Source organism: Sphingobium sp. (genome assembly GCF_033795625.1).
Classification (GTDB): domain Bacteria; phylum Pseudomonadota; class Alphaproteobacteria; order Sphingomonadales; family Sphingomonadaceae; genus Sphingobium.
Genome location: NZ_JARYGI010000015.1, coordinates 57,528 through 77,413, shown reverse-complemented (window position 1 = coordinate 77,413; position 19,886 = coordinate 57,528). Strand labels below are relative to the sequence as shown.

Below are 19,886 nucleotides of genomic sequence, written 5' to 3'. Positions count from 1 at the left end.
CTTCGCCTACGCCAATCGCGTGATCCGCCCGAAGAGCACATGATAGTTGTCGCGCGCGCCCGCTTCATCGAATCGGGACATCACCCGGCGTAAAGCGCCTGCAGGCACCGGGCGATGACCCGGCGCAGGGACACTCGCGCCTATGCCTTTCAGATGCCGGATCAGACCCTGGGCGCTGCCCCACTCGACGGGGTAGGTTTCCTCGAAGGCGAAGGCATCCGGATAGGCACCGAGGGCTTGGGACAGGCTTTTCAAGTCGGGATAATCCGGCACGCCTGCCACCACGTCGCAAGCCGCATGGGCTGCGCGCCAGTTCGCAAAGCTGTCCGCCCCCATGGTCGAGAAGATCAGCCTTCCCTCCGGCCGCAGCAGCCCCTGCAGCCTCGCCAGCGCCAGTTCCAGATCGTCGAACCACTGAAAGGCGAGGCTCGACAGGATCAGATCGAAATGAGGCCCATCAAACCACGGCCGCTCGCCATCCATCGGCAGGAAGGTGCCCGCCAGCATAGCGCCGTCCGCCGCATGCTCTACCATGCCCGCCGCAAGGTCCGTCGCAACCAGCGAAGCGGTCGGCCAGCGCTGGCCGATCTCGCGCGTCAACAGACCGGTGCCGCAGCCGATCTCCAATATGCGCGCATTTTGAGGCAAGGCACGTAACGCGGCCAGATCCGCGACGGTGCGGGCGGCGATTCGCTGCACGCCGGCGTGTTCCTCATACCCTTCGGCGACGGCACCGAAGGCCGAAGCTATCTTGTCTTTGCGCGCGCCGGTCATGCCATAGCTGTTGCAGAACAGGCGCGCGATTTCTACCACTCAGCGAACAGGCCGGTATCTTCCTTGATCGCGTGCCGGATGGATATGGAGGCATGGTGATCGCTTCGGACAATCGGCTTCTGCCGCTGGACGCCCTGCGCGGCTTTGCCGTCATGGGCATCCTGCTGCTCAACATCGTCGGTTTCGCGATGCCGGAAGCCGCCTACATGAACCCCGCGGCCTGGGGCGGAACGAGCACCCCGGACGTCGCGACATGGTTCGCCACCTTCGTACTGTTCGATGGCAAGATGCGTGGACTTTTCTCTCTGTTGTTCGGCGCGTCCATGCTGCTGATCATAGAAAAGGCCGAAATCAGCGGGCGCGACGGCCGCCGCGTCCACATCGTCAGAGCTGCCTGGCTTTTCCTGTTCGGCCTCGCGCATTTCGTGCTGCTGTGGTGGGGCGACATCTTGATGGTCTACGCGATCGTCAGCCTTGTCGCGCTTCAGTTCATAGGACGTCCCGCGATCAGTCTCGTCAAATGGGCTTTCGGCGCTTTCCTCGTCCACTTCGTCATCGTGGCGACCGTCATGGTCAGCGCTTACGCCTCCGCTCATGCCGCGTCGCTACCGGGTGCCACTCAGGCGACCGCCGATGGATTCGCGCAAATGCTCGAAAGTTTCGGGAAGCCTGGATCACCCTCGATCGCCTCGGACGTGGCGCTATACCGCTCGGGCTTCTCCACGATCTTCACGCACTCTCTGGAGGCGCTCCCTGGCCAACTGGCTATGCTCTTCTACTTCGCCTTCGACACGCTGGGCTTTATGCTGCTGGGCATGGCGATGCTGAAGGGGGGCTTCCTGAACGGGCAATGGCCGGTCGAGCAATATGCCCGCACGGCCCGCCACTGCTTCCTGATCGGGCTGCCGCCGACTGCGGCTCTTGCAATCTGGGTGATTGCATCGGGCTATGACCCGTTGGTCGCATTCGGCGTCTTCTTCAGCTGGTCGTTCCCCTTTCGCATCCCCCTCGCAGTGGGATATGCCGCATTGTTCATGACTTGGGTCCTGCCAAGGGCCGAGCATTGGCTGATCTTGCGAATCGCGGCCGCTGGGCGCGTGGCGCTCAGCAACTACATCGGCACCAGCATCTTCATGACGGCGATCTTTTACGGCTGGGGCGGCGGGCTGTTCGGCTCTGTGGATCGTGCGCCTCTGTATCTGTTCGTCGCAGGCGCGTGGATAATGGCGCTGCTCTGGTCCAAGCCGTGGCTCGATCGCTTCCAGTACGGGCCGCTGGAGTGGCTATGGCGCTCACTGGCGCGGGCTCAATTGCAACCAATGCGAAGAATTCTCAACTAGCTCAAAGTTTACTATTGCGACCTATTAGCAAGAGCGCTATTTCTGCTTTCAGGAGAGCGCATATGGTCGTCTGTATCTGCAATGCAATTCGTGAAAAGGACTTGAAAGAGGCCGCTCGCGAGGGCTGCGATACTCCCTGCAGCGCCTATGCACGGTTCGGCCGTCGTCCCAAGTGCGGTCAGTGCGTTCCGTTTGCGCGAACCATTATCGCTGCCGAGCGTGCTACTGCATAAGAGTCGCAGCTGTAAAAACGGCTGATTTCCGCCATTTTTGGGGTTACGTTTTAATCCGGACCCGCCTATGCTCTGGCGCGTAACAAACAGGTTCGGAGCATCTCCAATGAAGGGCGACCCCAAGGTCATCGACTACCTCAATGAGGTGCTCAAGAACGAGTTGACCGCAATCAACCAATATTTCCTGCACTACCGGATTCTCGAACATTGGGGTGTGAAGAAGCTCGCCAAATTCGAGTATGAAGAATCGATCGACGAGATGAAGCACGCCGACCGGCTGGCTGAGCGCATCCTTTTCCTCGACGGATTGCCCAATTTCCAGCTGCTTGGGCGGCTGAAGATCGGCGAGACGGTCGAAGAGATCCTGAAGGCGGATCTGGAGCTGGAATATGAGGCCCTGCCCCCGCTCAAGGACGGCATAGCTTATTGCGAGTCGATCCGCGATTATGTGACACGCGATCTGTTCGACTACATCCTCAAGAGCGAGGAAGAGCATATCGATACGCTGGAGACTCAGTTCGAGATGATCGGCCGCATGGGCCTGCAGAACTATATCCAGCTTCAATCAGAGCCGGCGCAGGAGTAGGCGGAGAGCGGTTTACAGGCGCGACAGTCCGTGGGCAGCCTCGATCTTGCGCCCGAAGCCGCCGGGGCGCCGCGCGACGAGCGGATTGCTGTCCTTTTCGAGCGCTGTAATGGTCTCGCCGAAGCATCCGCGCAACGCCACCACTATTTCGATCAGCTCTTCGGGACTTTCATGATGTTCCACGCATCGGCGGGCGACCATCTCGATCTCTTCGGCCATGTCGCCCAGCCGTTCCGCGCCGAACTGACGTGATTCGCCCTTCAGGGTATGCGCCGGGATGATCATGGCGGCGGCGTTGCGGGCGCGCATGGCGTCCTCGATAGCGAACACGGACTTAGTGCCGTCTTCATGGAAATAGCCGAGAATGCGCAGAAAATCGGCGCCAAGCTCATTTCGGGCCTGCGTGAAATCCGTCCAATTGATCAGCTTGGCGTCCAGATGTGACACGTTCATGCTCCCCGAAGCGCCGCGATAGCACCTACCTGAGCAACTGTAATATGCGGTTAGTAAATGGGAGGTTAAATTCCGAAAAAAGTCAGCTTATCTAATGCGATGCAGCAAAAAGCCTGAATGCCGGAGCCCGCACGTCTTCGACAGCGGAACACTGCCAACCTCTCTGCGCGGCCAAGGCTGCAAGCTCTCCAGGCGCAATCGGATCGTCTGCAAGCACCAGCACATCGGTGGAATCGCGCATGGCCCGCGCTGCCCGCAACGCCGGCCACGGGCAACGCATGCCCCGTGCATCGATCAAAGTGCTGCCCGACACCTTGGCTGATTCAAGTGTCGAAGGGGTTCTTGGAACTGCGCAGCGTCAAGCGCACCGGCACCGCACCGAAGCCTAGTTCACGGCGAATACCGTTCACCAGATAACGGCGATAACTTTCCGGCAGCAGTTCGAGCCGCGTACCGAACAACACGAAGCCCGGCGGCCGCGTCTTTGCCTGCGTGATGTAGCGCAACTTGATCCGCTTGCCGCCCGGAGCCGGGGGCGGATTGGCTTCCAGCGCGGTTTCGAACCAGCGGTTGAGTTGTCCGGTCGAGACGCGCTGCGACCAGGCGGTGCGGGTTTCGAATGCAACCCTGATCAGGTCGTCTATGCCTTTTCCGGTCACTGCCGACACGGTCATGATGGGCACGCCACGCACCTGCGCGAGGCCGTCATCCAGCGCCTTCTTGATGCCCTGATAGAGGGATGACCCGTGCTCGGCGACATCCCATTTGTTGATGGCGATCACGAGGGCGCGGCCTTCCTCCAGCACGCGGTCGGCGATGCGCAGGTCCTGCGCTTCCAGCCCCAGCGTCGCATCCAGCAGCAGCACCACGACTTCGGCGAAGTTGACGGCGTTGAGGCCGTCCGCGACGGCGAGCTTTTCGAGCTTGTCCTGCACCTTCGCGCGCTTGCGCATACCCGCAGTGTCGATGAGGCGCACGATGCGTTCCTCGCCCTCCGGGGATGTCCAGGTCCAGTCGACGGCAATGCTGTCGCGCGTGATACCCGCTTCCGGCCCGGTGATCAGGCGGTCTTCGCCAAGAATGCGGTTGATCAGCGTCGACTTGCCCGCATTCGGGCGGCCGACGATGGCAAGTTTCAGCGGCGCGCTCTCATCATCCTCGTAAAAGGCCGGTGGATCGTCAGGCGTATCGCTCTCGTCCTTTTCCAGATGCGGGCGCAGCGCCTCGAACAGCTCGACAAGCCCCTGTCCATGCTCCGCCGAGAGTTCGACCGGCGCGCCAAAGCCCAGCGCATAGGATTCGAGCACCCCTGTGTCGCCGGCCTTGCCTTCCGCCTTGTTCGCGACCAGCACGACCGGCGTGTTGCCATTGCGGAGCCAGCGGCCGATCTCCTCATCCAGGGGGTTCACGCCCTCGCGCGCGTCGAACATGAACAAGGCGACGTCTGCGCCCGCAACGGCGGCTTCGGTCTGCTGGCGCATGCGCCCAGGCAGGCTGTTCGGGTCCTCATCCTCATAGCCCGCGGTATCGACAACCCGGAAGTCCATGCCTACCAGCGTCGCGTCGCCCTCACGACGATCGCGCGTGACGCCGGGCCGGTCGTCGACCAGCGCCAGCCGCTTGCCGACCAAACGGTTGAACAGAGTGGACTTGCCCACATTGGGCCGCCCGACAATGGCTACTGTGGGCAACATGGCCAATGAGATTCCTTAAAATGCAAATGCCGCCCGGTCTGGCTCTGGAAAAGAACGCAGACCGGACGGCCCTAAGTATAGGATGTGGTTGGGGGTTACCGCAATGCCGTCAGCTTGCCGTCATCCGCCAGGATATAAAGTGTGTTGTTGGCAACGATTGGCGAGAGCGACATCGACCTGTCGAGATCCTGCGCCGACTGGACCTTGCCGTCCGTGGGATCAACGTAGAGAAGGTCGCCCTGCGTCGAGACGAGCACCAGACGACTTCCCGCCAGGACAGGCCCGGTCCAGCGTATCGCTCCCGTCTTCTTCTTCGCCTTCCGCCAGCGATTAAGCTGGCTGATCCAGCGGATTTTGCCCGTAGCCCGCGCTACGCACAGCAGTTTTGCATCGTCCGTGACAACGAACACCCATTCCCCCACTACCGATGGCGTGGAGATGCCCGCAATGTTGATTTCCCAAAGCCGCTGGCCGCTTACCAACTCGTAGGACGCCATACGGCCGCCCTGGCCGATTGCGAACACCCGGCCGCGATCGATCACCGGATCGGCATCAATATCGGTGAGCGAAGCGACTGCCGTCGATATACTGGTGCGCGAGAGCGCGTCACCCCACAAGGTACGGCCATTCTCGTACCGATAGGCATTCAACTCGCCGGAGCTGTAGCCTGCGATCACCGTGCCCTGCCCCGCCGCCGGGGCTGCCACGCCGAAAACCGCCGTGACCTGCAACGTGGCCGATTCGGTCCACTGCGTTTCGCCGTCAGTCTGGTTCAGGGCGAATATCTGATTGTCCTGGCTCATGACGTAGACATGGCCATTTTCCAGCGTCGGCGCTCCACGCAAAGGCCCGCCGGGCCGCTTTTTCCAGACCACGGCCCCATCGGCGACGTTCAACGCCGCTACGTCCCCCACGCCCGTCGAGGCGAAAACACGATCGCCGACGACGCTGACGCCGCCGCCGAACAGAGAACGGCCATTGCCCTCGGCCGGCAGGGCCGTCTGCCAAAGGCGCGCGCCAGTCTGCGCATCCATGGCGATCACGCGCGCGTCGGCATCGATCACGAACAGCTTGCCGCCGGAAACCACGGGTGAGGACGCTAGGCGTGCGCGCGGCGTGCTTCCCGCGATGCTGGCGCTCCAGGCTTGAGACGGCGAGGCGCTCAGCGCGACATTGCCCATCGCCTTCGTCGGACTACCGCCCGGTTGGCTCCACTCGGTGTTGACGTAAGTTTCGGGCAGGGCCACTGCGACATCGGCAAGCGTCGGATCGACCTCTACCCCCTGTTCGGTGGTGAGGATCGATGTCCGCTTGCCGACCACAGGCGTCTTCGGACCGCCCTTCTTGCCGCCGATTACGCCACAACCACCAAGCAATGCGATGCCCGCCAGCAGAGCACCGCTCCGGATCAACTTATTGCGCATTGTTGCCGCTATCCTCTTTTTCCGTCGCGTCAACCGCGTCGATCCCCAATAACCCTGCCATCTGTCGCGCGCGTGAACGGATAGTCTCCGGCACTGCCGTGTCCTTTGCCATAGCCGCAAAGATCGGCCCGGCAAGATCGGGCTTCCCCATCTTCATGTAGGCAATCGCCGTCATCTCGCCTGCGCTGCCGAACCACGGGTCGCCGGCCACTGCAATCGGCTTCAACCGCGCGACGATGTCTGCAGGCTTCATCTTGTCGAACTCGATGCTGGTCTGGCGCACCAGCGCCAGATCACGATAAGGCTGGTCCAGACTCGTGTCGGCGGCAAGGCTCTTGTAGATGGCCAATGCGCCTGCCTGATCGCCCTTGCCGACCGCAACCGCAGCCTTTGCAAGCCGTGCCGCAGCGCGATAACCGGGTTGATCCGCCTTGCTCAGCGCTTCCAGCTTGGCAGCGTCAGGCGTTCCCCCGCCCGCGATCACGTCCAGCATCTTCGCCATCTCTTCGGCCGTCTCGCCGGATTTGCGCGTACTGTGATGCTCCCAGTATAGCCAGCCGGCGAAGGCGATCAGTCCCACGACAATCACACCAATCAGCCAGCGGCCATAATTCTGCCAGAACCCCAGCATGCGGTCCTGCCTGACGGCATCATCCACTTCACGCAAAAAGGCTTCATTCGATTGTGGCGTCAGGGCCAACATTACTCTCCGCTACTACAGCAATACAGGGGGAATTGGCCGCGGACCTTAGCGATCCGCCGTCCTTGCGCAACTTACTTTTTCGGGCGGTACACCTGCTCGTCCGTGGGAAAGCTCCGGTCCCGCACGTCGCTGGCATAGCGTGCCGCTGCGCCAGAAATAACCTCGGCAATCGCTTCGTAGCGCTTCACGAACCGGGGAACGCGATCGAACATGCCGAGCATGTCCTCCGACACCAGCACCTGACCGTCGCAACGTGCCGACGCACCGATACCGATGGTAGGACAAGGAACCGCCGCAGTGATCGCGTCGGCAATCTCCTCCAGCACGCCTTCGACCACGATCGCGAAAGCCCCGGCCTCCGCTACTGCCTTTGCGTCGTGCAGAATCTTGGCCGCTTCCGCTTCGCTTCGGCCGCGCGCCCCATAACCGCCGAGGACGTTGACGGCCTGCGGCGTCAGGCCGACATGGCCGCACACCGGAATCCCGCGCGCCGAGAGGAACGCGATCGTTTCGGCCATCGCTTCGCCGCCTTCCAGCTTTACGCCTGCCGCTCCGGTTTCCTTCAGAACACGCGCGGCGCTTTCGAACGCCTGAGCGGGGGAGGCTTCGTAGCTGCCGAACGGCATGTCGACAATCACTACCGCATGATAGCTGCCCCGCACGACCGCGGCGCCATGCGCGCACATCATATCCAGGCTGACCGGAACAGTGGACGGCAGACCATAAACGACCTGCCCCAGCGAGTCTCCGACAAGCAACAAATCGCAATGCGGATCGAGCAGCTGCGCCATGCGGGCCGTATAGGCCGTGAGCATCACGATAGGCTCAGCGGTGACCCCCTCCGTCTTGCGCGCGCGGATCGCGGGCACCGTAAGCCGCTTCATCGGCGCCGGCGTCGGATTGGCGCGGCTGGTCGAAGTATCGAGAGTGAAGGTAGTGGACATGGCAGCGCTCTACCTTACCCGCGATCCGTGCGCAAATCGGGTAAGGATCAGCCCCGGTCGCTGCGGGCGGGAAAGGCGTCAGCCCTCCCCGCCTGGCTCGATCAGAAGCTGGCGCGCAACGTTACGCCATAGGTCCGCGGGTCTGCTGGTTGCCCAACGACTAGCCCGGTGCTGCCCGACTGGTTCTGCAGCAGTTCGAAATACTCTTCGTCAAAGGCATTGCGGACCCACCCGGAAAGGTCCCACTTGTCGCTTGTGCGGAAACCCAGGCGGAAGTTGGCAAGCGAATAGCCGCTGACGTCATTGTAGATCGACCGCGAAGGATTGGACGAGAATTTCGAGCGGTAGCTGCCGTCGAACGCCAGATAGACTTCGCCCTGCTCACCCAGCAGCTTGGCCGGAACGTTATATTCCGCCCCATAGGCAAATGCCCACTTCGAGATGCCCGGAAGCCATTGGCCCGAGATATTGCACGTGGCAGGGCTATTCGTGTTCGGAACCCCCGGAGCGCCGATCGGCGTGCCCGTGGTGCCGCCCGCCAGCTCAGGCGGGCAAGGCGCGTTGGGGAAGCTCACATATTCGTGATCGGTGAACGCGCCATTTGTATACAGGGTGAAACGATCGCTCGGGCGGAAGCTGAAATCGGCCTCGATGCCCCGGACGCGGATCTTCTCGGCGTTCGCGAGATATCCACGGATGAGGCCCGGCTGGTTGTTGGTCACCGTGGCCTGGTAATCCTTGATCTCCGTCCAGAAGCCCGCAAGGTTCAATGTGGCGCGATGGTCGAGGAACTGCGTCTTCAAGCCCACTTCGAAGTGATTGACCTTTTCGGGCTTGATCGTCGCAACTTCGGTAATCGGCCGATTGTTTCCGGTCGCGCTGGTATCGAGCGGCAGACCCGATAAGTTGATACCGCCGGACTTGAAGCTGCGGGCATAGGTTGCGTAGGCAAGTATATCGCGAGCGATGTCATAGGATAAGGTAAGGTCGTATGACAAATTCCAGTCGCTGAACTTAGGACTGTAGCTCTGCGGAGCCAGCACGCCGCGCTGAAGGGCATTATAGGCAGTACCACCCGTTGCCGGAACCGGATTGCCCTGTCCGTCGAACACCGCGGCAATATACTTGCCTTCTTTCTTATCGTAGTTCAGCCGGATGCCCGGCTGAATACGCAATGCGTCAGTAACGCGCCAAGTTAGCTGACCAAAAGCGGCAAGACTGGTGTTTTTGAGGCCGATGTCATTCTCAGAGCGCAGGCCGTTAAGAATTTCCGGCACGTCCTGATTTGGAATGTTTTGTCCTTGAGCATTTCTGGTCGTTCCCGACAAGAGCCAACGGCTCGCCAGCGGCCCCTGCACCTGAAGGCCCTGTGTATCCACGGTCTGATGGAAGGCGTAGAGCCCGAACACATAGTCGATGGCATTTTTGCCGGACGATGCGTAACGCAACTCCTGACTCCACTGCTCCTGTTGCGAGGGGTTCTGCGAGACAGTGGTGATCGGCAGGCCGATGAAGTCACGGTCGTTGGCTGGCCCCCACTTCCATTTCCGCCAGGCGGAAACGGATGTCAGCGTGCCTGGCCCGATGTCCCATTCAGCGAGCAGCGACACGCCGCCGAAGTCCTGCTTGGCGTCCAGGTCCGAGTCCAGATCGGTCACGCGGTCAAACGGATCGAGGCTTGGCGGCTGATAATTGCCCGACGCAGCGGCCAGAGCAGCATATTGCCGGCCCGGTGCGCGCTGAGTCGACCCGACGCGCACATAATATTGGCCATAACCATTGGGCCGTTGACGGCTGTAATCCCCGGAAAGCGTGAGGTTCAGATTGTCCGTCGCGCGCAGGAGAAACTGCGCCTTGAAGCCCAGATTGTCCTGATCGTTGATGTCCTGGCCCGACGCCACGTTATGAATCGCGCCCTTGCGCTTGGTTACGGACGTGCCCAGGCGAACCGCCAGCTTGTCGTCGATGATCGGGCCGGAAATGGACGCCTTACCCTGCACGAGACCAAGATTGCCCACCGTCAGTTCGGCTCGCCCTTCCGGCGTGAAGCTCGGTTTGCGACTCGTGATGTTGATGGCGCCCGCAGTCGTGTTCTTGCCGTAGAGCGTGCCCTGCGGACCCCGCAGAATTTCGATCTGCTCGACGTCCAGGAAATCGAAGGTCGAGGAAGCGCTGCGCGCATAATAGACCTGATCGACATAAATGCCGACGCCCTGCTCGATGCCGTCGTTGGTGAGGCCGAACGGAGCGCCCAGACCGCGGATGTTGGCGGCGGAGTTGCGCGGATTGCTCGAATAGAATTGAATCGATGGCTGAAGCTGGGTCAGCCGCCCGACGTTGAATGTTCCGGAGGATTCGAGCGTCTTTGCGTCCAGCACGGCGATGGCCAGCGGCACGTCCTGCGCGCTCTCTGCACGGCGGCGGGCCGTGACGATGATCGCATTGGTCGTGGTGGGTGCTGCTTCCACCTCAGCTGGAGCGACAGGCGCACCTTGCTCCTGCGCATGAACGCCAGGCGCAATCAGAGATGCGCTCGCCGCAGTGGCGAGCAACAAGAAACGCACGGTCATTGAAACCCCCTTATATATTCCGTTGTCGGATGGATGATGGGCTCTCCGGAAGTCCGGTAGAAACCAGAAGCAGTAGAACTAAGTCGAGAAGCGCGTCTTTTCAGTAACGTCGAGTTGTACGACCCGGGAATCGTGAATGATCAGTGTGACGGACCCGAAGCGCAGCGCCTCCAGGGCCGATCGTACCGCAGCGACGCTCCGCTCTATGTCGATACGGACAGGCGCGGAGGCCAAATGCGCATGGCTGGCAAAGCGTTCAGGTTCGTTGTTACTCATCGGTTCCCTCTTGCGGCCCCTCATATCTCAACCTTTGAAATAGACAAAAAAGCAAAGCTGCGGCAGGTGGAAGATAAACTTGCTACCCTATATTGCCTGAGGCAACTCCCTTGCCCCTTCTCGAGCACCGAGGGGAAAGGGGCGCGCCTGCTGCCCAGGGATCTGGGCGTCGGCTATGGTGATCAACCGATCCAGCAAGGATTGCCCGAACCGCCAGTCGCCCAGTCCACTTTCCGCGTTGATGTGGCCGCTGTGACCGGCGTCCACGATGGTACTGCCCCAGTTCTTGCCGATGCTGTGCGCACGTTCGAAGAAGATATAGGGGTCATTGCGGCTTGCGACCAAGATGGACGGGAAGGGTAACGATCCCCGCGGCACGGGCCCGAAGCCGCCGATCGTTTCCGGCGTTTCCATGCGGTCGCAATCGGGCGGAGCGACGAGCAATGCACCCGCCACGGGCCAACCATAAGGCTGATTTTGCAACGCCCCCCACCACGCGACCGCCAGACATCCAAGGCTGTGGGCGGCAAGGATGATCGGTGCGCCGTGCGAATGGGCAGTCTCCCGGATCGCGGCATCCAGCCGGTTCACCCAGGCATTGCGGGCAGGACTCGCCCAGCTTCCAAGGTCCACGCGATGACAATCGCCGCGGGTTTGTTCCCAGACTGTCTGCCAATGGCCGGAGCCACTATTGTTAAGGCCGGGCACAGTCAACACGACTGGCTGCTGCGCGCATCCCGACTGTCCGAACCTTTCCATCACTCTGCTCCTGACACTTGACGTGGTACTGAATACATAATTCTATTATCGCGGTAGACAATAGCGCAGCGATCAAATGTGGCAAAATCTGGGCAGTCTGAATGTCAGCTTAAGTCTCAGCAAATTTGGAGCCGAAGCACATCTCCAGGCCGTCCTGCCCGGCGCCTTCAAGCTTCGAGCGGCACCGGCTCCGCGAGGCTGATTCCGTCCAGCACACGCGCGGTTTCGTCGCGCACGAGAAGCATGAGGCGATGCAATCTACATTCCGACTCCGGCAGGCAATTCGTACACTGCTCATGCGCGAACCGACTCGCGCATGGGGTGAGCGCCAACGATCCTCTCGTCAGTCGCACGATGTCGCCATAGCTGATGTCGATGGGCGACAGGGCCAGCCAGTAGCCTCCGTCCCGACCGCGCTGGGTCGCCACTAGCCCCTCTCGCGATAGTTCCGACAAGATCACCGTCAGAAACTTCGCCGGTATATTCTGGGTTTCCGCAATGTCGGTCAGCGGCACCGGGCCCTGACCGTAATTATCGGCAAGGTGCTGAAGCGCGCGAATGGCGTAGCGGGTCTTCTGAGACAGCATTTCTCTTCAATTCACCCATAGCGGACGAATTTCAAGCGCTATGGAAGAGATAGCCGGATTTCCTGTCAGTGGCCTGCTGCTGCTCGCGCTTGTCCAGGGAAGTCGGTGAAGAAGCCATCAAGCTTCGTAGCGACAAGCGCCTTCACTGCAGCAGCGAAGTCTCCATGCGCTGCGGGATCATCCCCGCGCCTGAAAGCGGCTGGCAGGAACATGTTTTCTGCACGCAAGGTCCACATGTGAACCTCCAGTCCTGCCTCATGCGCGCGGGCCACGAAGCCCGTATCTGCGCCATCAGGCCCTATGATCAGGGAGCCATTGGCGCCGAGGGCATCAGCATAGGTAGCGACCTGCCGCATACCTTGCGCAGTGAGCATGTCGCTGTAGCTGATGCCGGCCTGATCGGCCGGGCCTCCCTGTGCATCGACCAGTTGCACGAGCCGCAGCCGGGTCTTGCTGCGCAGCGCCTTGAGGTTGCCGACTTCGAACGACTGGATGAAAGCCGGATCGTCAGCGCCCGTGTAGCCATATTTTTCCAACAGCCCCAGCAATGCTGCTTCATGAGGGAGGCCGATGGACGCGAAATATGTCGGATGCTTGGTTTCGGGATATATGCCGATGCGCCGCCGCAACTCCGCATCCTTTGCCTCGATCAGCTTCAGCACTTCCTCGAACGTCGGCACCTGATACAGCCCGTCGAAGCGGCGGTTGGCAGTTCGCACCTCCGGCAGCCGCTCCCGTGCCCTAAGCGTGCGCAGTTCCGCGAGCGTGAAGTCTTCGGTGAACCAGCCGGTCAGATTCATGCCGTCAATCGTCTTGGTCGCCTTCCGGTCGGCGAATTCGGGATGCGAGGCTACGTCGGTGGTCCCGCCGATCTCATTTTCGTGCCGGACGACCAGCACGCCGTCTTTGGTAAGCACCAGATCGGGTTCGATATAGTCCGCGCCCTGATCGATCGCGCGCTCATAGGCGGCAAGCGTATGCTCGGGCCGCTCTCCACTCGCGCCCCGATGCGCAATGATGATCGGCTCTGCCATGGCAAGCGAAGGGATAACGGCGAGCAGCGTCGCTGCAAACAGGCTTTTAAGCATCATCTTGCCGTAACGCCGGCATGAGACAAGGATATGACGCTCAGGCGAAGGCCGCTGCGTAAGCATCCGGCTTGAAGCCTACCAGGCGTTTGCTCCCCAGATCCAGTACCGGACGTTTTATCATGGAAGGGTTCGCGACCATCAGCGAAACGGCCTTGTCCGCGTCGATCCCCTGCTTGTCCGCATCTGGCAGTGCGCGAAAAGTGGTGCCCGCACGGTTCAGGACAACCTCCCAACCCTGCTCCTCTACCCATCCCTTCAGAGTCTCAGCATCTATTCCCAACGCCTTGTAATCATGGAACGTGTAGGCGATTCCCTGCCCTTCCAGCCACGTGCGCGCTTTCTTGATCGTGTCGCAGTTCTTGATGCCGTACATTGTGATCGTCATGTGCAAGCCCCTGTAAATACCATGCTTACGATGCCACCCGCACCCAGGCCGCACCTTCATGGCCGTAGGATACGGCGTCGCGATGGCATATCTCCGCCAGGATCTCCGCTGACTCGACCAGCCGCGGCCCCGGCCGATTGAAGAAATACTGCCCGTCCGTCGCATAGACCTGCCCGTCCCTCACGGCGCGCAAGGACTGCCAGCGCGGGTCGGCAGCCAGCGCGGGCAGTTCCGCCAGCGCCTGCTCGATCCGGAAACCGCACGGCATAAGCACGATGCGGTCCGGGTCCGCTGCCGACAGTTGCTCCCATTCGATCCATGGCGAATGCTGTCCCGGCGTCGCAAGCACGCTCTCTCCTCCTGCGGCCTCAATCAATTCGGGCACCCAATTTCCGGCGACCATGAGCGGGTCGAGCCACTCGATCGCAGCTACACGCGGCTTAGGTCGGTCGGCTACGGCGGCGCCGATCGCGGCCATCCTGGCTTTCAGCTCGGCCACCACCTCGCCCGCACGATCCTCCGCATTCAAGGCGGCTCCGACACGCGCAAAATCCCCCCAGACATCCGCCAGATCATCGGGCGCGAGGCTGATCAGCACCGGCGCCTTGCCAGTCCACGCCGCAATCGCCTCTTCCAGATCGGCCGGTGTGACGGCACACACGGCGCACTGGGTCTGGGTGAGGATCACATCCGGTTCCAGATCGCGTAGCCTTTGACCGTCCACTTCATAGACCGAAAGTCCGGACGCCACGATCTCCTGCACCCGCAACTCGATCTCGCCCGACTTCAATCCCTTGGCCAGCTTCGATGCCGTGATCGGCGGCAAGGCTTCGACGCTGGCTGGCCAGTCGCATTCGTGGCTTCGCCCGACCAACTCGCCGCCAAAGCCAAGCGACACCGCAATTTCGGTCGCGCTCGGCAGCAGCGAGACGATGCGCCGCGGCTGAACGGTCATACCGAAGCTCGCAGCGCCGTCACTTCGATCTCGATCTTCATCTCAGGCTTCACCAACCCGCAGACGATGCAGGTTGCCGCTGGCCGGATTTCGCCAAACACCTTGCCCAGCACCGGGCCGATCACGTCCCAATATGCGGCATCGCTGATGTAGTAGGTCGCGCGGACTACCTCCTCAAATCTAAATCCGCCTTCCGCAAGCGCTTTGCCGATGACGGCCAGCGCATTACGCGCCTGATCCGTGACATCGTCAGGCATCGCCTTGGTGTCCGGGTCGTAGCCGGTCGTGCCTGCCACAAAACACCAGTCGCCCTGAACCACCGCCCGCGAATAGCCCACCTGGGTTTCGAAGGGAGAGCCGGAGGAAATCAGGGTGCGGGTCATCGAAGATACTTTGAATCATGTGGGAAGAAGTTGGGCTCCGTAACCGACAACCGCTCGCTTCGTCCAGCGCAAGCACTCGAACAGGGCATCATGCGGTCTGGCGAACACTCTCCGAAGGCATGCGCAAAATCGAGAAAGACGGTGTTGACGACGCACCGTTGTTGATGGCAATGCGTCCCCTGCTTCGCGACGTGCTGCAGCAGCCTGAAAGCAGGATGCTTACCGCAACCGGATTGTCGAAAAGCGGGTATAGCTCAATGGTAGAGCACTAGCCTTCCAAGCTTGTGATGCGGGTTCGATCCCCGCTACCCGCTCCAGCGAATTGCCTATTTCCGCTGCTCCACCTCCTGGAGCAATCGACGCGCTGCAGCGACATGCATCGTCTCTACCATCCGGCCTCTAAAGCGCTCCGCTCCCCCCGTCGCTGCTTCCACCATTGCCCGCGCATACTCGATTTCGGCCGCATCCGGAGCGAAAGCTCTATTCGTCGGCTCAATCTGGTTGGGATGGATCAGCGTCTTCCCGTCGAAACCCATGGCGCGCCCTTCCCTCGCCTCTTCCCAAAGGCCGTCAGGATCATCGAGGCGATTGTAGACGCCGTCCAGGACAATTGCGCCTGATGACCTTGCGGCCAGTACGATGGTCTGGAGAGCAAGAGTAAGGCCCCGCCGGTCAGCATCGGCTGGCAATTTCAGCTCGACCGCAATGTCGTTCGTACCCGCGATCAGGCCAGCTACGCCCGGTACGGCCGCAATTTCCAGGGCCTGACGGATGCCCGGAATGGTTTCGATCATCGCAAAAACGGGCTTGCCAAGGGCCTCAATGACTTTCGACGTCGCATCTGCCGTGGTCGCCTTTGGAAGGACGGCCAGCGGCACCTGAGCATGCCTTACGGCCGCGACATCGTCATCGTGCCAGGGCGTTCCCAAAGCATTCACTCGAATCGACACTATCTTGTCGCCAAAGCCCTCCGCCACGGCCGAGACAGCGGCCTTACGCGCCGCCTCCTTATCCTCGTGCCTGACGGCATCTTCCAGGTCCAGGATGAGCATGTCCACTGGCAAAGTTCGGGCCTTTGTCAGGCCTCTTGGATTGGATGCGGGAAGATAAAGTGCAGACCGAATACGAGGCAGGTCAATCGTCATGCGAGTTCCTGATTATGAAGTGGGGCAACATGGCGCTGAGCGGGATTGGGCTTGGGTACCACAACATGATCGCTTCCGGGAGATGCTTCCACCTGAAGCTCCGCGGATGGATTGGTCGCAAAGGACATTGCTCGAACAAACCGACTAGTACGCTCCTGGAGTAGATGATAGGGAGCGCGTGTGAGAAAACGCAAATTCCCGCAAACGCGTATCCGATTGCTCGGCGTGAGTCGCCTGCGCCTCTCGGCCTTCAGGATCGTCTGCACACTGGCGCTGACTGGCTGTGCAAGTCCAGGCACCTCCCACGATTATCTGGTGCGCAGTATCGCTGAGTATGATCGCGTCGTCCCAACGCTGATTCCGGGCGATGTGGTAACCCTTGCCAATGGGGAATGGAAGAATTTCGAGATCGTCTTTGAGGCGCATGGGACGGCCAGCAATCCCATAACCTTACGCGCGCAGACAAAGGGAGCCGTTGCAATAACGGGGCGATCCAATCTGCGACTGGCCGGCGAGCATCTGATCGTTTCGGGACTGGTCTTCCGAGATGGATATAGCGCCGACGCGGACGTGATCTCGTTTCGCAAGAAGCAGGGGGCGCTCGCCTCCTACTCTCGTATCACGGAGATCGTGATCGACGACTTCAGCCAGCCTGATCCTGAACAGGGAGAGAACTGGATTGCGATCTATGGCCATGACAACCGCGTGGACCACTCCCATATCCTGGGCAAACGCAGCCGGGGCGTTACGCTGGCCGTGATCCGCGACGATCCCAGATCGCCGGAGGATCGTCATCGGATCGACCACAATTATTTTGGCCATAGACCGCCGCTGGGCAAGAATGGGGGCGAAACCATCCGCGTCGGGACGAGTGAGCTATCCGGCTCGGCGTCGAAGACGATCATCGAAGATAATTACTTCGAAGAATGCGACGGCGAGGCCGAGATCATATCGATCAAGTCCGGCGGAAATGTCGTCCGTGGGAACGTGATAATCGCCTCCCAAGGATCAATCGTGCTCCGCCATGGGAGCGGCAATCTGGTCGAGCGGAACGTCATACTGGGCAAGAGCAAACCAGACACCGGCGGCATCCGGATTATCAACGCGCAACAAACCGTGCGAGACAACTATATCGAGGGCGTTACGGGCAGCGGCTATTATGCTGCCATCTCGATCATGAATGGCGCGCGGGACGCTCCGTTGAACGGATATGGACAGGTGGCTGACACCCTGATCGAACGTAACAGCGTCATCGATGCCACCGAGATTGCGATTGGAGCAGGCGCAAGCTCGAAGCTTTCCGCGCCGCCCGTGCGCACGCGCTTCACCGGCAACCTGGTGACAGGTACAGGTGATGTGAGCCCGTTCAAGGTGACCACGGACACAGCGGGCGTGGACTTCGCCCGCAACATAGTGAACACGCCCGCCGCGGGCCTTCCCACCCCCGCGGCCGATGTGAAACCCATCGCTCTCAGCCGTGCCGCAAATGGCCTGCTATATTCATCGAACGGGATTGTGGACGCCGGAGCCCCGTCTGACCTTCAGCCGATCGCGCGCAATCAGGTCGGCGTGTCCTGGTATACTGCGACCCGAAGATAGCCGCGACGGCTAAGCGTCCTTGCGGGGCGTAAAACCGGAGGAAAGGATGGATACCAGGCAACTGGCGATCTCCTGTGCGCTTTGCGGGCCTGACGGGTCATGCCACCGCGCGGGCCAGTTAAGAGCGCCCGCAAGGGTAAAAGCCAGCAGCTTGGGATCACAGGGCGAAACGGAACCGTCTGCAATCCCCTCCTCGATGAGCGAACGCATGGCATCGTCGATCTCTCTTTTCAAAGCGCGAAACCTGCGGACACTCTCAGGCGACAAAGCCTCTTCACTCGTTCGGACAATGCAGCGGCCAAAGTCGTCCATCGTGACTTCGCCATAGCGTCGGAGGAAGCTCCGCAGCCTGTCTGCGCCGCTGCCCGGCTGCTCGCGTGCGGCTGCGGCGGCTTCGAGCAATTGCTGAAGACCAATCGTCACGCACTCCAGCAGGACCTGATCCTTGTTCCCCAGATAGTGATAAATCGTCGGCTTGGAGATACCCAGCGCCGCCGCCACATCATCCAGCGAAGTGGCATGGAAGCCGCGTTCGTTGAACATCTGCACGGCGGCTCTCAACACGGCGTGGCGCTTGGCAGCGCGATCTTCCTGCTTTTGCTGCGAGGTGCGAAATGGCGGTTGCGGATGATTCAAAGCAAGTCCTCGTCGTTCCTACTTATTGACAGGAAACTCACTGGAAGGCAATATACTCGTCAGTAGATGAATGAGATGAGTTTTGCTGAACCCGGTGCATTTGCCGGTGAGATGCCTCTTTCGTCGCTTGCATATTTAGGAACCCGCCATGCCCAATGATCCAGTAGTCATCGCAAGTTATGCGCGCACACCTATGGGCGGATTCCAGGGCGCCCTCTCCGGCGTCAAGGCAACCGACCTCGGTGCAACTGCGGTCCGGGCGGCCGTCGAACGCTCAGGCGTTTCTCCAGATCTCATAGAGCGCATCTATATGGGTTGCGTCTTGTCTGCGGGGCTTGGGCAGGCGCCTGCCCGCCAGGCTGCGCTCGGTGCCGGCCTTCCGCAATCGGTGGAAGCGACGACCGTGAACAAGATGTGCGGATCGGGTATGCAGGCAGCGATCATGGCCTACGACGCGCTGGCGGCGGGATCGATCGATGTCGCCATTGCAGGCGGCATGGAAAGCATGACCAACGCGCCTTACGCGCTGCCCAAGCATCGTTCCGGCGCCCGGATCGGCCACGATCGCATCATCGACACGATGATGATGGACGGGCTGGAAGACGCCTACGAACCCGGCAAGGCGATGGGCGTCTTCGCTGAAGAGACGGCACGCGACTATCAATTCACGCGCAGTCAGCAGGACGATTACGCGATCCGTTCGCTGAGCAGGGCGAACGCCGCCATCGGAGATGGCGCTTTCAACAGGGAGATCACTTCCGTCACCGTGAACAGCCGGGGCGGCGACGTTCTGGTCGAAACCGACGAACAGCCCGGCAAGGCGAAGCCCGAAAAGATCCCATCGCTCAAGCCCGCGTTCGTGAAGGACGGGACGATCACCGCCGCCAACGCATCATCGATTTCCGATGGCGCGGCGGCGCTCGTAATGACGCGTCAAAGCGTCGCTGACAGGCTCGGATTGAAGATCGTGGCGAAGGTGGTCGCTACCGCCGCTCATGCCCATGAACCCGCCAAGTTCGCGACTGCGCCCGTTCCGGCTATCAGGAAGCTGCTCGCCAGAGCGGGCTGGGACATCGCCGATGTAGACCTGTTTGAAGTCAACGAAGCCTTTGCGGTCGTCGCCATGATAGCTGCGAGAGAGCTGAATATCCCGGAAGACAAATTGAACGTCAACGGCGGCGCTACCGCGCTTGGGCATCCGATCGGCGCTTCGGGTACACGCATTATTGCGACGCTGCTCGGCGCGTTGGAAAATCGTGGACTCAAGCGAGGCGTGGCCAGTCTGTGCATCGGCGGCGGTGAAGCCACGGCCATGGCTGTCGAACTCGTCTGACGCCCATAAAGGATAG

General features: G+C 60.9%; 22 protein-coding genes and 1 tRNA gene. 6 read left to right on the top strand and 17 right to left on the bottom strand.

What is annotated here, in order from left to right:
- Positions 1–6 precede the first annotated feature (6 nt).
- Positions 7–774, bottom strand: coding sequence for a methyltransferase domain-containing protein (locus QHC67_RS09830; RefSeq protein ID WP_319293820.1), 768 nt, complete (start codon positions 772–774; stop codon positions 7–9).
- A gap of 95 nt (positions 775–869) precedes the next feature.
- On the opposite strand from QHC67_RS09830, the gene QHC67_RS09825 reads away from it, so the two are divergent.
- The 3 genes from QHC67_RS09825 to bfr all read left to right on the top strand — a co-directional run bounded on the left by QHC67_RS09825 (position 870) and on the right by bfr (position 2,933).
- Positions 870–2,114 carry a DUF418 domain-containing protein gene (locus QHC67_RS09825; RefSeq protein WP_319293818.1) on the top strand — a complete coding sequence of 415 codons (1,245 nt, stop codon included), beginning with the start codon at positions 870–872 and terminating at the stop codon, positions 2,112–2,114.
- Positions 2,115–2,176: 62 nt separating this feature from the next.
- Positions 2,177–2,347, top strand: coding sequence for a bacterioferritin-associated ferredoxin (locus QHC67_RS09820; protein WP_319293778.1), 171 nt, complete (start codon positions 2,177–2,179; stop codon positions 2,345–2,347).
- Positions 2,348–2,453: 106 nt separating this feature from the next.
- Positions 2,454–2,933: a bacterioferritin gene (gene bfr, locus QHC67_RS09815; protein ID WP_319293776.1), complete on the top strand. Its 480-nt coding sequence runs from the start codon at positions 2,454–2,456 to the stop codon at positions 2,931–2,933.
- A 12-nt stretch (positions 2,934–2,945) separates the two neighbouring features.
- Here bfr and QHC67_RS09810 read toward each other — a convergent pair whose 3' ends face one another.
- The 14 genes from QHC67_RS09810 to QHC67_RS09745 form a co-directional block, all read right to left on the bottom strand.
- The gene (locus tag QHC67_RS09810) at positions 2,946–3,386 is read right to left on the bottom strand and encodes an Hpt domain-containing protein (RefSeq protein WP_413818518.1); all 441 of its coding nucleotides are present in this window, start codon (positions 3,384–3,386) and stop codon (positions 2,946–2,948) included.
- Between the two features lie 91 nt (positions 3,387–3,477).
- Complete coding sequence (locus tag QHC67_RS09805; protein WP_319293775.1) at positions 3,478–3,699, bottom strand: sulfurtransferase TusA family protein; 222 nt, start codon at positions 3,697–3,699, stop codon at positions 3,478–3,480.
- 10 nt (positions 3,700–3,709) lie between these two features.
- Complete coding sequence (gene der, locus QHC67_RS09800; RefSeq protein WP_319293773.1) at positions 3,710–5,080, bottom strand: ribosome biogenesis GTPase Der; 1,371 nt, start codon at positions 5,078–5,080, stop codon at positions 3,710–3,712.
- A 95-nt stretch (positions 5,081–5,175) separates the two neighbouring features.
- A complete protein-coding gene (locus tag QHC67_RS09795; RefSeq protein ID WP_319293771.1) occupies positions 5,176–6,504 on the bottom strand; it encodes a PQQ-binding-like beta-propeller repeat protein in 1,329 nt (442 codons plus the stop codon).
- Positions 6,494–7,204: a tetratricopeptide repeat protein gene (locus QHC67_RS09790; RefSeq protein WP_319293813.1), complete on the bottom strand. Its 711-nt coding sequence runs from the start codon at positions 7,202–7,204 to the stop codon at positions 6,494–6,496. Before QHC67_RS09790 ends, QHC67_RS09795 begins: the two co-directional genes overlap by 11 nt.
- A gap of 74 nt (positions 7,205–7,278) precedes the next feature.
- On the bottom strand, positions 7,279–8,151 hold the full coding sequence (gene panB / locus QHC67_RS09785; protein WP_319293769.1) for a 3-methyl-2-oxobutanoate hydroxymethyltransferase: 873 nt from the start codon (positions 8,149–8,151) through the stop codon (positions 7,279–7,281).
- 101 nt (positions 8,152–8,252) lie between these two features.
- Positions 8,253–10,721, bottom strand: a complete 2,469-nt coding sequence (locus tag QHC67_RS09780) for a TonB-dependent receptor (protein ID WP_319293767.1) — start codon at positions 10,719–10,721, stop codon at positions 8,253–8,255.
- Positions 10,722–10,799: 78 nt separating this feature from the next.
- Positions 10,800–10,997, bottom strand: coding sequence for a YezD family protein (locus tag QHC67_RS09775; protein WP_319293765.1), 198 nt, complete (start codon positions 10,995–10,997; stop codon positions 10,800–10,802).
- An 87-nt stretch (positions 10,998–11,084) separates the two neighbouring features.
- On the bottom strand, positions 11,085–11,756 hold the full coding sequence (locus tag QHC67_RS09770; RefSeq protein WP_319293763.1) for an alpha/beta hydrolase: 672 nt from the start codon (positions 11,754–11,756) through the stop codon (positions 11,085–11,087).
- Positions 11,757–11,923: 167 nt separating this feature from the next.
- Complete coding sequence (locus tag QHC67_RS09765) at positions 11,924–12,343, bottom strand: Rrf2 family transcriptional regulator (RefSeq protein WP_319293762.1); 420 nt, start codon at positions 12,341–12,343, stop codon at positions 11,924–11,926.
- Between the two features lie 65 nt (positions 12,344–12,408).
- On the bottom strand, positions 12,409–13,431 hold the full coding sequence (locus tag QHC67_RS09760) for a glycerophosphodiester phosphodiesterase (protein ID WP_319293811.1): 1,023 nt from the start codon (positions 13,429–13,431) through the stop codon (positions 12,409–12,411).
- Positions 13,432–13,471: 40 nt separating this feature from the next.
- Positions 13,472–13,819 (bottom strand): ArsC family reductase, encoded by a 348-nt coding sequence (locus QHC67_RS09755; RefSeq protein ID WP_319293761.1) that lies wholly within the window; start codon positions 13,817–13,819, stop codon positions 13,472–13,474.
- A gap of 25 nt (positions 13,820–13,844) precedes the next feature.
- Entirely contained in the window at positions 13,845–14,774 is a 930-nt protein-coding gene (locus tag QHC67_RS09750; protein WP_319293759.1) for a cobalamin-binding protein, read from the bottom strand.
- Positions 14,771–15,157 (bottom strand): RidA family protein, encoded by a 387-nt coding sequence (locus QHC67_RS09745; RefSeq protein WP_319293757.1) that lies wholly within the window; start codon positions 15,155–15,157, stop codon positions 14,771–14,773. The genes QHC67_RS09750 and QHC67_RS09745 overlap by 4 nt, the downstream gene beginning before the upstream one ends.
- A 243-nt stretch (positions 15,158–15,400) precedes the next feature.
- Between QHC67_RS09745 and QHC67_RS09740 the strand changes: the two genes are divergently transcribed.
- Positions 15,401–15,474 (top strand) — tRNA-Gly (locus QHC67_RS09740).
- Positions 15,475–15,483: 9 nt separating this feature from the next.
- On the opposite strand, the gene QHC67_RS09735 is transcribed toward QHC67_RS09740, so the two are convergent.
- Complete coding sequence (locus tag QHC67_RS09735) at positions 15,484–16,302, bottom strand: CoA ester lyase (RefSeq protein WP_319293755.1); 819 nt, start codon at positions 16,300–16,302, stop codon at positions 15,484–15,486.
- A 180-nt stretch (positions 16,303–16,482) separates the two neighbouring features.
- On the opposite strand from QHC67_RS09735, the gene QHC67_RS09730 reads away from it, so the two are divergent.
- On the top strand, positions 16,483–17,901 hold the full coding sequence (locus QHC67_RS09730; protein ID WP_319293753.1) for a polysaccharide lyase 6 family protein: 1,419 nt from the start codon (positions 16,483–16,485) through the stop codon (positions 17,899–17,901).
- Positions 17,902–17,910: 9 nt separating this feature from the next.
- On the opposite strand, the gene QHC67_RS09725 is transcribed toward QHC67_RS09730, so the two are convergent.
- Positions 17,911–18,537 (bottom strand): TetR/AcrR family transcriptional regulator, encoded by a 627-nt coding sequence (locus QHC67_RS09725; protein ID WP_319293751.1) that lies wholly within the window; start codon positions 18,535–18,537, stop codon positions 17,911–17,913.
- Positions 18,538–18,685: 148 nt separating this feature from the next.
- Between QHC67_RS09725 and QHC67_RS09720 the strand changes: the two genes are divergently transcribed.
- Positions 18,686–19,870, top strand: a complete 1,185-nt coding sequence (locus tag QHC67_RS09720) for an acetyl-CoA C-acyltransferase (RefSeq protein WP_319293749.1) — start codon at positions 18,686–18,688, stop codon at positions 19,868–19,870.
- Positions 19,871–19,886: the final 16 nt, after the last annotated feature.

Coding starts and splice junctions, on each gene's coding strand:
- QHC67_RS09810 (WP_413818518.1), bottom strand. CDS start 3,386: ATGAACGTGTCACATCTGGACGCCAAGCTGATCAATTGGACGGATTTC.
- QHC67_RS09770 (WP_319293763.1), bottom strand. CDS start 11,756: ATGGAAAGGTTCGGACAGTCGGGATGCGCGCAGCAGCCAGTCGTGTTG.
- QHC67_RS09750 (WP_319293759.1), bottom strand. CDS start 14,774: ATGACCGTTCAGCCGCGGCGCATCGTCTCGCTGCTGCCGAGCGCGACC.
- QHC67_RS09745 (WP_319293757.1), bottom strand. CDS start 15,157: ATGACCCGCACCCTGATTTCCTCCGGCTCTCCCTTCGAAACCCAGGTG.
- QHC67_RS09780 (WP_319293767.1), bottom strand. CDS start 10,721: ATGACCGTGCGTTTCTTGTTGCTCGCCACTGCGGCGAGCGCATCTCTG.
- QHC67_RS09795 (WP_319293771.1), bottom strand. CDS start 6,504: ATGCGCAATAAGTTGATCCGGAGCGGTGCTCTGCTGGCGGGCATCGCA.
- bfr (WP_319293776.1), top strand. CDS start 2,454: ATGAAGGGCGACCCCAAGGTCATCGACTACCTCAATGAGGTGCTCAAG.
- QHC67_RS09830 (WP_319293820.1), bottom strand. CDS start 774: ATGACCGGCGCGCGCAAAGACAAGATAGCTTCGGCCTTCGGTGCCGTC.
- QHC67_RS09760 (WP_319293811.1), bottom strand. CDS start 13,431: ATGCTTAAAAGCCTGTTTGCAGCGACGCTGCTCGCCGTTATCCCTTCG.
- QHC67_RS09735 (WP_319293755.1), bottom strand. CDS start 16,302: ATGACGATTGACCTGCCTCGTATTCGGTCTGCACTTTATCTTCCCGCA.
- QHC67_RS09765 (WP_319293762.1), bottom strand. CDS start 12,343: ATGCTGTCTCAGAAGACCCGCTACGCCATTCGCGCGCTTCAGCACCTT.
- QHC67_RS09720 (WP_319293749.1), top strand. CDS start 18,686: ATGCCCAATGATCCAGTAGTCATCGCAAGTTATGCGCGCACACCTATG.
- der (WP_319293773.1), bottom strand. CDS start 5,080: ATGTTGCCCACAGTAGCCATTGTCGGGCGGCCCAATGTGGGCAAGTCC.
- panB (WP_319293769.1), bottom strand. CDS start 8,151: ATGTCCACTACCTTCACTCTCGATACTTCGACCAGCCGCGCCAATCCG.
- QHC67_RS09775 (WP_319293765.1), bottom strand. CDS start 10,997: ATGAGTAACAACGAACCTGAACGCTTTGCCAGCCATGCGCATTTGGCC.
- QHC67_RS09755 (WP_319293761.1), bottom strand. CDS start 13,819: ATGACGATCACAATGTACGGCATCAAGAACTGCGACACGATCAAGAAA.
- QHC67_RS09820 (WP_319293778.1), top strand. CDS start 2,177: ATGGTCGTCTGTATCTGCAATGCAATTCGTGAAAAGGACTTGAAAGAG.